Here is a 13,768-nt window from a genome sequence, read left to right on the forward strand (position 1 = left end):
TCCGTGGTCCCTCTGGGCGCGTGCGACTCAAGGTCCTCACCCTCAACGTGGCCCACGGTGCGCCGTTCGCCATGCCCATGCCCTTCCTGCGCCGGAGGTCCGCGCTGCTGGGCACGCTGGACCGGGTGGCGGCGCTGCTCTCCCGCGAGGCCGCGGACGTGGTGGCGTTGCAGGAGGCGGACCGGTCCAGCCTCTTCAGCGGGCGGGTGGATCAGGTGGCGCGCATCGCGGAGCAGGCGGGCTATCCGCACGTGCATCACGGCGTGCACTCCGGCGTGCCCGGACTGTTCGCGCAGGGCACCGCGCTGCTGTGCCGGCATCCGCTGGAGTCGCGCCACACGGCGCACTTCGGCCGCGACCGGCGGATGGACAAGGGCTACGTGGTCGCCACGCTCGCGGGAGCGCACGGGCCGGAGGTCGTGTCGCTGCACCTGGATCCGTTCTCCGCGGCGGTGCGGCGACGGCAGGTGAACCAGCTCATCCACGCCCTGCGCCAGCGGCCGGAGCGGCACCGCGTGGTGATGGGTGACTTCAACGCGGAGGATGCGGACGGCCCCGTGGACCGCCTGTGCGCGGAGCTGGGGCTGCACACGCCGGCGGACCGCGAGCCCACCTACCCTGTTCCGGAGGCACGCCAGCGATTGGACGGCGTGCTCATCTCCCACGCCCTGCGCTTCACGCGCTACGCGCGCCTGCCCGACACCGTCTCCGACCACCACGCCGTGGTGGCCGAGCTGACGCTTCAGCCGAGCACGGCGACGAGCTGACGGCACTGCGCGAGCAGCGTGCCGTCCCGGGTCCAGAGCCGCTGCGTCTCCTCCGTGTAGCCATCCGCGGCGTGGCGCGAGCGGCCGGTGCGCAGGTAGTGCGCGTCCGGCGCGATGCCCTTCACCGGGAACGTCTGGAAGAACTGCACGCTGAAGTCCACCGACGCCGCCGCGCGGAAGCCGTCCATCCGCGACAGCACGGACGGCGGATACGCGTCCATCAATCCCACGCACAGCGCCGTGTCCAGCGCCGTGGGGACGCGAGGCCGCAGCCAGCCGCCCACCTCCGCCTCGGGCCCGCCCGAGTACGGCGGCGAGCCCACGCAGTAGCGGTACTCGAAGAAGCGGCAGAAGTCCGGCATGGGCGTGTCCTCGGGGACGGGCCCGATCGTCTCCGGCGCGGGAACCTCCGGCATGACGAAGTCCATGTACTCGGGGGCTCCGCCGCGAGCGGCACCGAAGGTCGCCGTGGCGACGGCCACCACCGCGCCGCCGCTCTCCACCCGCGCGGTGGCGTGGGTGACGAACTTGCCGGCGCGCTCGATGCGCGTGTGCAGGTCCGCCACGCCCTCGGCCGCGGGCGAGCAGAAGTGCACGGTGAACGAGCGCACCGCCCGCTGCGCGTCGTTCAGGTGGTGCTCCAGCGCGCGCAGCACCTGCCCCGCCACCACGCCGCCGTACGCGCCCCGGCCCTGATACCAGGCCGCCTCGTAGCGCGAGCGGTAGTGTCCGGGTTCCAGCGGTTCAACGACGGTGGCGGCGAGGAAGGGCGAAGTCATGATGCGCCGCATCCTAGACCTCCCGGCGGAGATGTCCCGGGGAGATGCGGGGCCCTGGCGCTACTCGAGGACCAGCTCGCGCAGCGTGGTGGCCTGCTTGAGGGGCACCCAGTTGAAGACGCCCCTGCTCAACCGGGGGTACAGGCTCCCGGGCTCGGCCAGATAGAGGGAGCTGAAGACGGTAGCGCCAGGACGCTGCTCCGTGGTGGAGACGAGCGTCTCCTGCCCCTTCCCATCGCTGTCGGAGAACACGACCGTGACCGCCGCCAGCGCCGAGGGCGGCTCCACGTCACCGTCATGGACGGTGACGCCCTCGCGCGGCTTGGGAACCCACCCGCTCACGGGAAGGTCCACCTCGAACCGGCCGGGCGCGGTCCACCGGAGCGCGGGGAGCGCCTTGCTCTTGCGGCCGGGAGGCTGGAACCACGTGGCGACGGGCTTGCCCTCCGCGGTGCGCGCCACGCCCAGTTGCACCGCGCGCGTGGACTCCCCGTTCGGTTCGCTCCACCACAGCTCCAGGTGATCCGCGGCGAGGATGGCCTTCGCGCTGGCATCCGTGGCGGGCACGGGCTGGTCGTCCTGGAGCGTCGCGATGAGCGTCACCGTGCTGTCCTTGCGCAGCCACTGCGCCTTCAGGCCCGCGTCCGCGTCGCCGCTCCAGTTCTTCTTCCCCCAGCTCACCCAGACCGGCGCGGCCGGCGCGGGCGCTTGCGTCCCGGAGGCGAGCATCGCGGCGGACCGGGCCGGGACAGGGTCCTCGGTCTGCGCTTCCGAGTACTCGTAGGACGAAAGTTCCGTCCGTTGGGAGATCAGATCCATCCACCACGCGTGGTACCGGTCACCGGTCTCGCCGCCCACCAGCAGCGGGCCCTTCCTGTCGAACCGCAGGGACACCGCCCCCGCGTAGCCCGTCAGACCATTGCCCCCGAGGTGGAGGCTGCCCGGCCGGTCCTTCGGCTTCGATGACGGCGCGCTGGGACACCCGACGTAGGCAATCGGGCCCAGCCCGTCGCCGCGCATGGCGAAGCGCTCCCCGGTGGCCAGCCCCACCAGGATGACGGGGGGCGTGGTGCCGGGCCCTTCCGGCGCCTTGAAGTCGTAACAGGCGACGTCGTCCTCCTGGCCGTCCCCATCCAGGTCCTGTTGGAAGCGCTCGCGGACCTCCGGCTTCTCCGCCTTCACGCGCGCATCGAACCAGGCGCCAAAGGGCTGGGGAGCCGGAGTGGCCGTGACGAGGAGACCGAGCAGCGCGAACCCAGGGAACGTGTGCATGAGGGACCGTGGCTCAGCCCTGGTAGGACTCGTCCTGCTCGATGCGGCTGAGCACCCAGTCGAACTCGCCGGACGTCACCCGTGCCTGGCAGTGGGTGCAGTGGCCGGCCATGTTGATGGACAGCGGGGCGCCGCACGACGGGCACTGCTTCTGCGTGGAGGGCTTGCCGTGCACGCCCCGGCCGCGGATGAGCGTCCAGTACTCGCTGTAGGCGCGCTCGCGGTTACGGCTGCCGCCCACGACCTGCCCGTCTCCGTCCCGCACCGTGTAGTCCAGGCTGACGGCGTACACGCGCAGGGTGACGGCGTCGAAGTACGCATCCCGCGTCACGCGCGCGAGCACCATGTTGGTGATGCGCGCGTTCTCCGTGATGTTGCGCAGGCCCGCCTGGCGGTAGGCGTTGATCCAGTACAGCTGCGTCTGGAAGAGGTTGTCGCTGAGGAAGGGGCGCATGCCCTGCCACTCGCGCTTCGCCCACGCCGTCTGCATCTCGTGGAAGATGAACTCCAGGCGCTTGCGCAGCGCCAGCGGCGTCGCTTCCGGGTCGTCGTGCAGGAGCGCGTTCAACCGCTCCTGCGCGCGCGAGTCCTTCACGGTGGGCAGCTCCGTGCCCTGCTCCTCCGTGGTGCCGGTGAGCTGGGGACCGCGCCGCTCGCGCTCCTGCGACACCACGCGCGTCACCACCCAGTCGAACTCGCCGGTGTTCACCACCGTGTCGCAGTACGAGCACTTGTGGCCCTGCACGGACTCCAGCGGCGCGCCGCAGTTGGGGCACTTGAAGGCGCGCACGTCCTCGGGCGCCCGGGACTTCGCGGACGCGGCGCGCTCCAGCCGCCACTCCTCCGCGACGTACCAGCTCTGCTCGGAGCCGGAGGCCTCCGTGTAGTTGGCCTCGAAGCGCAGCACGACGTGGACGCGCCGGCTGTTCGGACCCACGCCCTTCACGTCCTCGTACGTGACGGCGCCCACCACCACGGCCTTCACCGTGTCCGGCGTGCCCAGCGCGCGCAGCGACGCGATGGCCTCGTCGGACAGCCAGCCGCCCAGCGTGTCCAGGCGGTCGCCGCCGCGCGCCTCGTGCACGCGGGCGAAGAGCGAGTAGACGAAGTCCTCGAAGAGGACGATGGAGAACTCCGGGTCCAACGGCTGCATCGACCCGTCCGACCCCTTGGGCCCGATGCGGGCCAGGCCCGCGAGCTTCGTGCGCAGCGAGCCCTGGCGCTGGGGCGGCGGCGGGGCTTGCGGCGCCAGGGTGCTCCAGTCCTTCTGCTCCGAGCCCTTGTTCACGCTCATGAGCACGAGCACGCCCACGCCCACGACGACGAGGAGCAGGCAGAAGCCGCCGAACTGCCCTTCACTCACCTCCGGGCCGTAGTACGTCCCGCCGCCGGAACCGGTGGAGCGGCTGCCGGAGCTGTACGAGGACCGGCTGCTGCTGGAGCCGAAGGAGGAGGACGACGAGCTGCGGCTGGAGGAGCTGCGGCTGCTGCTCGAAGAACTGCGGCTGCCCGAGGAGCTGCGGCTGCTGCTCGAAGAACTGCGGCTGGAGCCGCGGTAGGTGCTGCCACCGCCGGGGCGCGCTTCCGCTTCGGGGAGCGAGGCGACGCTCAGTCCCAGGAACAGCGCGACGCCGAGGAGCAGGAGGACGGAGCGGGAGCGCCTCACGCCACGGCTCCGGGCATGTCCGGCAGTTCGTTCACGTCATCCTCCAGGCGGGGCAGCGCGCGCGACAGCGGTGCCTGGAGGCGGCGCAGGGCCTGGAAGAAGGGCTCGGGCTCGGTGGACGTGGCCACCGCGGCGGACAGCTGCGTGAGCGCGTCCTGCCACTCCGCGCCCATGAGCGAGGGGTCCACGCCGTAGTCGGTGACGACCTCCACGCGGCGCTCCAGGACGGAGACGAACACCAGGATGCCGGTGCGGCGCGACGTGTGAGACACGCCCAGCTCCGTGAAGGCGGCGCGCGCGGCGGTGCGCACCGCGGCTTCCTGACGTTTGCGCGAGGTGAGCGAGCGGCGCAGCGACGGCAGCGCGCGGCCCAGGAGCACGCCGCCGAAGTAGGACAGCGCCACCACGGGCGGGAAGGCGAGGAGGTGGATGTCCTGCGGGATGAACAGCAGGACCATCAGGTTGACGTAGGCGACGCACGCGCCCAGCCACGCATCGGTGTGGGCGTAGTCGCCGGACGCGCGGCGCACGGCCACGACGACCTCGGCGGCCGTCTGGGATTCAATGGCCGCGACGGCTTCCGCGGCCTGGGTGCGTGCGGCGTCTTCGAGGAGGGTCTTGGCCATCGTGGGCGGGCACTATAGCCAACCCACCGGCGACCCGTTTCTACGAGGGCAGCTCCCAGTCGATGGTGCGCTGGCCGTGCTTCTTCAGCGCGGCGTTGGTGGTGCTGTAGGGCTTGCTCCCGAAGAACCCCTTGCTGGCGGACAGCGGCGAGGGGTGCACGCCCTCCAGGATGATGTGGCGGTCGCCGTCGATGAGGGCCTTCTTCTTCTGCGCGGGCTTGCCCCAGAGCAGGAAGACGACGGCGTCTTCCTTGGCGCTGACGGCGCGGATGACGGCGTCGGTGAAGGGCTCCCAGCCGTGCTTCGCGTGGCTGTTGGGCGAGGCCTGGCGCACGGTGAGCACGGTGTTGAGCAGGAGCACGCCCTGCTTCGCCCACGGGATGAGCGACCCGTCGCGCGGCTTCGGCGCGCCCACGTCGCTCTGGAGCTCCTTGAACATGTTCACGAGCGAGGGCGGAGGCGGCACGCCGGGCTGCACGGAGAAGGCGAGGCCGTGGGCCTGTCCCGGGCCGTGGTAGGGGTCCTGGCCGAGCAGCAGCACGCGCACGTCCGCGTAGGGCGTGAGGCGGAACGCGGAGAACAGGTCCGCCTCCGACGGGAACACGGTGTGCTCCTTGCGTTCCTGCTTCAGGAACTTCTCCAGCTCCTTGAACGACGGCGCGTTGATGGCGTCATGCAGCACCTGCTTCCAGTCCTCGGGCAACCCGTCCGCCAGGCTCATTGCGACCCTCCGTGGGGGCAACACCCTAGACCAGAGCGCGCGTCCTGAGGCGGCCCGCCACACCGGAAAGCGAGCAGGCAGTCAGGGCGGGAGCTTGGGGCCCGGGCCGGGGCGCGCTAGCCTCGCGCCCGCCATGACGATGTACACCGAGTCACTCCGCGCCTTCCTCAAGCCCGTCCTGCCCTACCTGGACGACGAGTCGGTGTCGGAAATCATGATCAACGGCCCCACCGACGTGTGGATCGAACGCAAGGGCCGGCTGATCAAGACGGATGCCTCCTTCTCCGAAGAAGGCCTGATTGGCGCCGCGCGCAACATGGCCCAGTTCGTGGGCCGTCCCCTCTCCGAGGAGCGCCCCCGCCTGGACGCGCGCCTGCCCGACGGCAGCCGCATCCACGTGGTGATTCCGCCCATCGCGCGCAACGGCACCACCATCTCCATCCGCAAGTTCTTCAAGGACAAGCTGAGCATCGACTCGCTGTTGAAGTTCAAGTCGCTGACCAAGCCCATGGCGCGCCTCATCGAGGCCGGCATCGCCACCAAGCTCAACATGCTGGTGGCCGGCGGCACGGGCTCCGGCAAGACGACGCTGCTCAACATCGTCTCGTCCCTCATCCCGGACGAGGAGCGCATCCTCACCATCGAGGACTCCGCCGAGCTCCAGCTCAACCAGTCCCACATCGTGGCCTTCGAGTCCCGCCCCGCCGACAAGTTCGGCAAGGGCGCCGTGGACATGGGTGACCTGCTGCACTCCGCGCTGCGTCTGCGCCCGGACCGCATCGTGGTGGGCGAGGTGCGCGGCGGCGAGGCCTTCCACCTCATGCAGGCCATGAACACCGGCCACGGCGGCTCGCTGGCCACCACGCACGCGAACACGCCCACGGACACGCTGCGCCGCATCGAGTCCCTGTGCCTCATGTCGTCCGTGGAGCTGCCCATGGTCGCCGTGCGCGCCCAGGTGGCCAGCGCCATCAACTTCATCATCTGCTGCGAGCGCCTCCACGACGGCAGCCGCAAGACGATTGCCCTGTCGGAGGTGCTGCCCCTCAACGAGAAGGGCGAGTACCGCACCCAGGACATCTTCGTCTTCACGCCCGTCGCCAAGGACGAGCACGAGAACATCCTGGGCTACCACGCGCCCACCGGCATCATCCCCAACTTCATCCAGAAGGCGCGCGCGTACGGCTTCACCGACCTGGACGACGCCTTCTTCGACCCGGCCACCTACGGCGTGCCGCCCCCGCCCAGCTTCCACGTGGGCGAGGCGTACACGCTGCGCTGGGCCCCCTCGCTGAAGCACCGCGAGCAGGGACTGCCAGACCCCGCGCACTTCAAGGAGGACTGGGAGCGCTTCGAACAGGTGCTGCGCAACGCGGCTCCGGACGGTCCGGTCTCCGGCCCCAAGCCCGCGGCCACCCCGCCCAAGCCCGCCGCGCCGCCGGCTCCGCCGCCCGCGAAGGCCGCGCCCGCGCTGCGCCCCTCGCTGCCGCCGCGCCCGCCGCCTCCGCAGGACGACGACAAGACGCCGCCGCCCACGCGCAACCCGTTCGCGGAGCAGGAGGACACCCGCGCCTCCGCCGCCTCGGAGCCGCTGGTGCAGGTGTCCGAGGACCTGCTCGCGGAGGCCCCGCCCGCGCGCAACACGCCGCCGCCGCGCCGTCCGCCGCCCGCGCCCGCTCGGCCTGGCGCGCCGCCGTCCAACACGCTGCGCGCGGGTGCGACGCCCACGCGCCGTCCGCCGGGTCCGCCGCCACCGCCCTCCGACGACCTGGACGAGGACGAGGACGACGACCGGCCGAAGACGGAGCTGAACACGTCCGAGAAGACGCAGATCCGCCCCGCGCCGGAGCGTCCGCGCCGCTAGCCCGAGCCGTGCGCGGGGACCTTCCGGGTCCTTCGCGCACCGGCGACGTGATGCATCCGCGTGGGGCGCCCGGCGCCGGACACCGGTGTCGCCCCCGGGTGGGTGGGGCCCTGTCCCACCACGCGGGTCGGCGAATCCTGACCTTGCGAGGAGGACGGGTCAGGGAGAAAGTGCTCCCGTGTTGATCCCCTTCCTCGCCGCGCTCACCCTGGTGGTCGCTCAGGCGCCCGCACCCGCCTCCTCCGCGAAGCCCGTCACCGTGTTGCTGGCGCCGACGGACGCGGCGCGCGGAACGCCGCGCTACCTCATCGGAATCGCCCAGGAGCACGTGGCCGAGCAGCTCAAGGCCCGGGGCCTGGAGGTGATCCGCGTGGAGGACGTGACGCGCACCCTGACGAAGAAGCAGCGCACGGCGATGATGCGCTGCAAGCGCACGCAGCCGGCGTGCATCGCGTCGCTGGGCGCGGCGGCGAAGACGGACGTGGTGATGGTGACGGAGGTGCTGCCGTACCTCAACGGCTACAAGGCCGGCGTGCGCGTGTACACGGCACAGGACGGCGCGCCCCTCACGGAGCACTCGGTGCCGGAGGTGAAGAAGGACCAGGTGATGGACGCGCTGACGCGGTCCCTGGATGAAGTGGTGCCCATCACGATGCGGGTGCTGCGTCCGGAGCCGGTGGCGCCGCCGCCGGTGACGCCGCCCGTGGCGCAGGTGACGCCGCAGGTGACGCCGGGGGAGAAGCAGCCCTTGCCGGGGCCGGACCTGACGCCGGGCGTGCAGCCGCCCACGGACCTGGGGCTGAGTGACACGCCGAAGGTGGAGACGCCGGGACGGCGCAAGTGGGCCTGGGTGCCGGCGGCGGGCGGCGTGGTGCTGGCGGGCGTGGGGACGGTGTTCTACGTGCAGTCGCGCGGGAAGCTCAGCGACCTGAACAACAACGAGTTTCCCACGCTGGCGGAGGCGGAAAAGGTCCGCGACTCCGGCAAGCGTTCCCAGACGATTGGCGTGGTGGGCATCGGCGTGGGCGCGGCGGCCATCGCGGCGGGCGCGTTGATGTACTTCCTGCCGGTGAAGCAGACGAACGTTCAGCCGTCCGTGACGCTCACGCCGCAGGGCGGTGGATTGAGCTTCGCTGGGACGTGGCAGTGAGCACGGGGAAAGCCATGCGGAACCTCTGGAAGGTCGGCGCGCTGAGCGCGGTGTTCGGTGCGGTGCTCGGCATGGGCGGCTGCAGTGATTTCCAAGCCGCCTATGAAGGCTGCCAGGACGCGGGCCGCTGCGGACCGCAGGCCAACGAGGACGGAGGCAGCGACGCCGGTGATGCGGGCGACGGCGGCGAGGTCGTTGAGCCGGAGCCGACCTGCACTCCCGTCTCTGACACGGATGAGCCTGACCCCAAAGCCCAGGACCTGAACTGCGACGGCGTCGACGGCATGGCGGACGCCGGCTACTTCGTGGATCCGATTCGCGGCAAGGACACGGATGACGGCACCCAGAAAGCACCTCTGCTGACCCTGCACAGGGCGCTGGAGTTGATTCAGGCCGCCGGTCCCACCGCTACGCGTACGCACGTGTACCTGGGCGTCGGTACGTACAACGAGCCAGAGACCGTGGTGACCACACCGGTGTCACTGCACGGTGGCTACCGGTGGAACGGACCGGGTGACCGTTACTGGAGCCGCTTCAAGAGCACCACTCCCACGCTGGTGAATGGTGGCACGCTGGCGTTCACGGTGCGTGGTGTGACGGGCGTCCTCCTGGACTCGTTGTACATCGTATCCTCGAGCACAAGCACTGACGGCGGAGCCTCGGTGGTGCTCAAGGTCTTGAACAGCGCGGACACAACCTTGCGCGGCACCCGCCTTGAGTCAGGTTCCGGCGGCACCGGTGCATCGGGTTCTGCTGGAGGAGTCGGAGCCACCGGAGGGGTCGGTGTCATGGGCCAGGATGGAGGGGTTGACCAAGCTGGCAGCAGCAGGGGTGGTGGCGCGACGACCTGCGCGGTGGGGGGTGCCCGAACGGGTGGATCCAGCGGTGCAGGAGTCACGATTGGAGATGGTCAGGCTGGGTTCAAGGGCTTTCCCTTGGACCGCGGTGGTGTCGGAGGACAGGGCGGTGACGCAGGAGTCTTCGAATGTCCCAACGGAGCTTTCTGTTACTGCTTCGTCTCGAACGGAGCCGCTGGTGACAATGGACTGGATGCGAATGATGCAGGCGTATCAGGCAGAGCCGGCATCGCGGCATTGGGACAATTGGATGCGCTCACTGGCAGCTGGGCCTGGGGACCTGACGCACTGATACATGGTCAGGGGGGTGGAATCGGTCCTGCTGGTGGAGGCGGAGGCGGTGGAGGCGGCGGTGGCGCATGTGCCGCGACTGCCTCACCAACTGTGCCCAATGGCTCGGCCGCAGGCTCCGGTTCTGGCGGCAGTGGTGGCGCGGGCGGATGTGGCGGTCTCCCAGGCAGCGGTGGCCTCAATGGAGGTGCCTCCATCGCGCTCGTCGTGATCAACTCCCGTGTCACACTGACAGGAATGTCCCAGGTCCAGGCTGGTCCGGGAGGCACTGGCGGCGACGGCAAGGAAGGCGGCCTTGGCGGCGAAGGTGGTGACGGCGGGGTCGGCGGTACCGGGGTGAGCACCACCTTCAAGGTGGACAACAAGGATCCGCTCTACACGGTTTATAGCGGCACGGGTGGAGTCGGAGGCAAGGGTGGGCAAGGGGGCCGCGGTGGTGCAGGTGGAGGTGGCGCTGGAGGCCCGTCCGTGGGGGTCTGGTGCAAGGGAGACGCTGGGATAACGCTCATCGACAGCCAGGTCATGAAGGGCGCAGGAGGCCAAGGTGGAGCGAGTAACGGCGGAAACAATGGCCCCCCCGGGCTCGCTCAGGACTTCGTCGACTGCACCTTCGTCGACGCCGGGACGCCCTGACCCACTGCATCGCCTGCTGCTGGACAGCGGCGGGTGAGAAAACGAGACCCGGGGGCAGGTGCCTGTTTGCTTGCCCTGCATCCACGGGCCGTGACTTCGCTTCCCGGGATTTCACCTGTTACGCTCTCCCGCGGTGGAGATGTCATCCGAGCTGATCTGCGAAACCTGCGGCCTCACCGTTCCGTCCGAGACGGCGGTGTGCCCTCGCGATGGCACCGTCGTGCTGTCGTCGTTCCAGCCGACTCCACCGGAACCGAAGGTCATCGTGGAGCACTCCGGTAACGAAGCCTCCGCCCTCTCCGATCCCCTCATCGGCCTGAAGCTGGGCGAGTACGAACTGCGCTCACGCATCGGCGTCGGCGGCATGGGGCTCGTCTACGACGGCATCCAGCCCCTCATCGGCAAGCGCGTCGCCGTGAAGGTGCTGCGCCCCGAACTGGCGCACTCGTCCGAACAGGTGGCCCGCCTCCTCGCGGAGGCCCGCGCCGTCAACGCCATCCGCCACCGCGGCATCATCGACATCTTCGGCTTCGGCCAGCTCCCCGACGGTCGCCAGTACATCGTCATGGAGTACCTCGAAGGCCAGCCGCTCGACGCCATCCTCGCGGAGAAGGGCCGCATCCCCGTCCCGGAGGCGCTGTCCCTCCTGGATGAAGTGCTCGCCGCCCTGGGCGCCGCGCACGGTGCGGGCGTGGTGCACCGCGACCTCAAGCCCAGCAACATCTTCCTCGTGCGCCAGCCGGACGGCTCGCGCTACGTGAAGCTGCTGGACTTCGGGCTCGCCAAGCGCGGCGAGGGCCCCACCGGCCGCACCGCGCAGACGCGCACCGACATGGTCGTCGGCACCCCGGAGTACATGGCGCCCGAGCAGGCCCGCGGCCAGTCCGTGGGCCCCATGACGGACCTGTACGCCATGGGCGTCGTCACCTTCGAGATCATCACCGGCCGGCTGCCCTTCATCGGCAGCTCCCCGGTGGACCTGCTCATGAAGCACGTGGAGGCCCGCCCTCCCCGGCCGTCGGAGTTCGTCCCCGACCTGCCGCCCGCCGTGGACGCCTTCATCCTGCAGATGCTCACCAAGGACCCGGAGACGCGCCCCAACTCCGCGGATGTCCTGCGTCAGCACCTGGCCAAGCTGCGCCGCACCCTGCGCGCCACGCGCACCAACCCCACCGCGCCCGCCCCTGTCGAGCCCGCGCCGCCCAAGCCGGCCCCCGCCGTCGCCGTCAGCGACGTGGACGCGCGCCGCCCCACCACCCAGGTTCCGCCGCCGGTCCCGCCCGAGGACCTGATGGTGCCGCAGGAAGAGCCCCCGTCGCTGCGGCGCTTCGTGCCCATCGCCTTGGGCGCGGCCGTGCTGCTCACCGCCGTGGGCGTCGTCGTCGCCACGCGCCGTGGCGGTGAGACGCCTCCGCCCGTCGTCGCCGTCGCGGCGCCGCCTCCCGCGCCGAAGCTCGAACCCGCGCCGCTGCCTCCCGCGCCGAAGTTCGAACCCGCGCCCGCGCAGGAAGCGGCCACTCCGCCCGCGCCTGTCGCGGAGGCCCCGCCGAAGCAGGCGGAGCCTGGCCCCAAGGTCGCGGCGAAGGCCACGCCTTCCGGGACGGGCCGCTCGGTGCCCCGTGGCAACCGGACTCCGTCCGAGGAGGAACTGCTGGCGGAGATCCGCTCGGTCGCGGCCCGGATCAAGAACAACACCCGGCTGGGCGAGGCGGAACGAAAGCGCTTCGTCGGGTTCCTCTATCAGCTCCAGCAGGACGCCGAGGAATCCACCGCCGCGGACCGGCTTCGCATCGTGAAGGACCTCAACGACGTGAAGCAGGAAGCGCTCTAGCCCTCCCGCCGCCATGACCGCGCCCCCAGGTCCTGCGCTGCTCGCGGTGGACCTGGGACTGCGCAGCGGGCTCGCGCGCTTCGGCGCGGACGGGCGGCTGCAGTGGTACCGCTCGCAGAACTTCGGCACGCACGCGCGGCTCAAGCGCGCGGTGCCCGCCGTGCTCCAGGACGCGTCCCCGCTCGCGTGGCTCGTGCTGGAGGGCGGTGGCCCCATCGCGGACGTCTGGGAGCGCGAGGCCCTGCGCCGCGCCCTGCCCGTGCTGCGCGTGGCCGCCGAGGACTGGCGCCACCGGCTGCTCTACGCGCGCGAGCAGCGCAGCGGCGCACTGGCGAAGGACGCCGCGGATGGACTCGCGCGGCGGGTCATCGACTGGTCCCACGCGCCCCGCCCCACCTCGCTGCGCCACGACGCCGCGGAGGCCATCCTGCTGGGCCTGTGGGGCGCGCTGGAGGTGGGCTGGCTTGCGCAGGTCCCCGCGGAGGTGCGGCGCTGAGGACGGCCCGCTACTTCACCGACAGGCACGCCACCGGCTGCGCGATGGCGTTGCGCGCGCGCTCCTCGCTCACCAGCGCGTAGCCCGCCAGGTCCTGCAGCAGCAGGTCGCGGTTCTGCCGGATGAGGCTCGCGTTCTTGCAGGCCTTGAGGTCGCCGTAGAACCCGTACGGCGGCAGCGCGAGCTGCAGCTCCGCCAGCTCCGACAACTGGAGCTCGCCCAGCTCCCGGCCGAAGAGCTTGCGGGCCGCGTCCTCCACGCCGATGACGCCGCGCTCGAAGCGGATGGTGGACAGGTCGTAGGCGACGAGCTGGTCCTTCTGGAAGAAGGCGTGCAGCCGGTGCGCCGCCACGGACAGCGGCAGCTCGCCCTCGATGCCAATCTGCCGCGCGATGCGCATGGCCAGGTGGCGCTCGCAGGAGCCGTCCCCGGGAGGCGCCGTGCCCAGCGTCACGCCGGCGAACAGGCGCCACGCCCACGCGCGGCCGTCCTCGCGCGGCGTCTGGAAGTACGTGGGGCAGTCCATCTGGCGGATGTAGAGCGCCACCAGGTCCTTGGGCATCCGCGAGAAGTCCGGCCGCGTGAAGGTCACCGCCGCGCGCTCCCGGCCGCCCTGGTCCATCCGGCCGGCCAGCACGCTCATCCGGTCGCCCTCGATGCGGTGGCGCAGCTGGCTCTCGACGTCGAACTCGCTCTCCAGACGCGGCAGCTTGCTGGCCGTGTACAGGTACGTGAGCGGAATCACCACGCCGGCCAGGCCGACCAGGAACATGAACAGCCAGAAAACGGTCTTCACGGGGCCGACTCTAGCAGGG

13 protein-coding genes are annotated in these 13,768 nt (G+C 71.0%); 7 read left to right on the forward strand and 6 right to left on the reverse strand.

Annotation, left to right across the window (positions count from 1 at the left end; all coding sequences use genetic code 11):
• Window positions 1-20 precede the first annotated feature (20 nt).
• A complete protein-coding gene (locus tag JYK02_RS18675; protein ID WP_207052846.1) occupies window positions 21-767 on the forward strand; it encodes an endonuclease/exonuclease/phosphatase family protein in 747 nt (248 codons plus the stop codon).
• Here the strand turns inward: JYK02_RS18675 and JYK02_RS18680 are convergent.
• From JYK02_RS18680 to JYK02_RS40445, 3 genes are read right to left on the reverse strand one after another with little or no spacing between them, the layout of a single operon-like run.
• A complete protein-coding gene (locus tag JYK02_RS18680) occupies window positions 743-1,546 on the reverse strand; it encodes an acyl-CoA thioesterase (RefSeq protein ID WP_207052849.1) in 804 nt (267 codons plus the stop codon). The two genes, JYK02_RS18675 and JYK02_RS18680, sit on opposite strands and share 25 nt — an antisense overlap.
• A gap of 60 nt (window positions 1,547-1,606) precedes the next feature.
• The gene (locus tag JYK02_RS18685) at window positions 1,607-2,818 is read right to left on the reverse strand and encodes a hypothetical protein (RefSeq protein WP_207052850.1); all 1,212 of its coding nucleotides are present in this window, start codon (window positions 2,816-2,818) and stop codon (window positions 1,607-1,609) included.
• Window positions 2,819-2,831: 13 nt separating this feature from the next.
• The gene (locus JYK02_RS40445; protein WP_207052852.1) at window positions 2,832-4,181 is read right to left on the reverse strand and encodes a TIM44-like domain-containing protein; all 1,350 of its coding nucleotides are present in this window, start codon (window positions 4,179-4,181) and stop codon (window positions 2,832-2,834) included.
• A 34-nt stretch (window positions 4,182-4,215) separates the two neighbouring features.
• Here JYK02_RS40445 and JYK02_RS18695 point away from each other — a divergent pair, with 34 nt between their 5' ends.
• Complete coding sequence (locus JYK02_RS18695; RefSeq protein WP_207052854.1) at window positions 4,216-4,377, forward strand: hypothetical protein; 162 nt, start codon at window positions 4,216-4,218, stop codon at window positions 4,375-4,377.
• A gap of 103 nt (window positions 4,378-4,480) precedes the next feature.
• On the opposite strand, the gene JYK02_RS18700 is transcribed toward JYK02_RS18695, so the two are convergent.
• A complete protein-coding gene (locus JYK02_RS18700; protein WP_207052856.1) occupies window positions 4,481-5,110 on the reverse strand; it encodes a hypothetical protein in 630 nt (209 codons plus the stop codon).
• Window positions 5,111-5,150: 40 nt separating this feature from the next.
• Complete coding sequence (locus JYK02_RS18705) at window positions 5,151-5,831, reverse strand: uracil-DNA glycosylase (protein ID WP_207052858.1); 681 nt, start codon at window positions 5,829-5,831, stop codon at window positions 5,151-5,153.
• A gap of 133 nt (window positions 5,832-5,964) precedes the next feature.
• On the opposite strand from JYK02_RS18705, the gene JYK02_RS18710 reads away from it, so the two are divergent.
• From JYK02_RS18710 to JYK02_RS18730, 5 genes are all read left to right on the forward strand, one after another.
• Window positions 5,965-7,695: a CpaF family protein gene (locus tag JYK02_RS18710; protein WP_207052860.1), complete on the forward strand. Its 1,731-nt coding sequence runs from the start codon at window positions 5,965-5,967 to the stop codon at window positions 7,693-7,695.
• Between the two features lie 178 nt (window positions 7,696-7,873).
• Window positions 7,874-8,845: a hypothetical protein gene (locus tag JYK02_RS18715; RefSeq protein WP_207052861.1), complete on the forward strand. Its 972-nt coding sequence runs from the start codon at window positions 7,874-7,876 to the stop codon at window positions 8,843-8,845.
• Between the two features lie 14 nt (window positions 8,846-8,859).
• The gene (locus JYK02_RS40450) at window positions 8,860-10,626 is read left to right on the forward strand and encodes a hypothetical protein (RefSeq protein ID WP_207052863.1); all 1,767 of its coding nucleotides are present in this window, start codon (window positions 8,860-8,862) and stop codon (window positions 10,624-10,626) included.
• Window positions 10,627-10,765: 139 nt separating this feature from the next.
• Window positions 10,766-12,457 (forward strand): serine/threonine-protein kinase, encoded by a 1,692-nt coding sequence (locus JYK02_RS18725; protein ID WP_207052865.1) that lies wholly within the window; start codon window positions 10,766-10,768, stop codon window positions 12,455-12,457.
• Window positions 12,458-12,470: 13 nt separating this feature from the next.
• The gene (locus JYK02_RS18730) at window positions 12,471-12,953 is read left to right on the forward strand and encodes a hypothetical protein (RefSeq protein ID WP_207052867.1); all 483 of its coding nucleotides are present in this window, start codon (window positions 12,471-12,473) and stop codon (window positions 12,951-12,953) included.
• 10 nt (window positions 12,954-12,963) lie between these two features.
• Here the strand turns inward: JYK02_RS18730 and JYK02_RS18735 are convergent, their stop codons facing one another.
• Window positions 12,964-13,749: a transglycosylase domain-containing protein gene (locus JYK02_RS18735; RefSeq protein ID WP_207052869.1), complete on the reverse strand. Its 786-nt coding sequence runs from the start codon at window positions 13,747-13,749 to the stop codon at window positions 12,964-12,966.
• Window positions 13,750-13,768 lie beyond the last annotated feature (19 nt).

Origin of the sequence: Corallococcus macrosporus, from assembly GCF_017302985.1 — a bacterium.
Lineage (GTDB): Bacteria > Myxococcota > Myxococcia > Myxococcales > Myxococcaceae > Corallococcus > Corallococcus macrosporus_A.

Bases quoted from the DNA above. Each gene is read 5' to 3' on its own strand.
- JYK02_RS18680 (WP_207052849.1), bottom strand. From the start codon at position 1,546: ATGACTTCGCCCTTCCTCGCCGCCACCGTCGTTGAACCGCTGGAACCC.
- JYK02_RS18685 (WP_207052850.1), bottom strand. From the start codon at position 2,818: ATGCACACGTTCCCTGGGTTCGCGCTGCTCGGTCTCCTCGTCACGGCC.
- JYK02_RS18700 (WP_207052856.1), bottom strand. From the start codon at position 5,110: ATGGCCAAGACCCTCCTCGAAGACGCCGCACGCACCCAGGCCGCGGAA.
- JYK02_RS18705 (WP_207052858.1), bottom strand. From the start codon at position 5,831: ATGAGCCTGGCGGACGGGTTGCCCGAGGACTGGAAGCAGGTGCTGCAT.
- JYK02_RS18710 (WP_207052860.1), top strand. From the start codon at position 5,965: ATGACGATGTACACCGAGTCACTCCGCGCCTTCCTCAAGCCCGTCCTG.
- JYK02_RS40450 (WP_207052863.1), top strand. From the start codon at position 8,860: ATGCGGAACCTCTGGAAGGTCGGCGCGCTGAGCGCGGTGTTCGGTGCG.
- JYK02_RS18725 (WP_207052865.1), top strand. From the start codon at position 10,766: ATGTCATCCGAGCTGATCTGCGAAACCTGCGGCCTCACCGTTCCGTCC.
- JYK02_RS18730 (WP_207052867.1), top strand. From the start codon at position 12,471: ATGACCGCGCCCCCAGGTCCTGCGCTGCTCGCGGTGGACCTGGGACTG.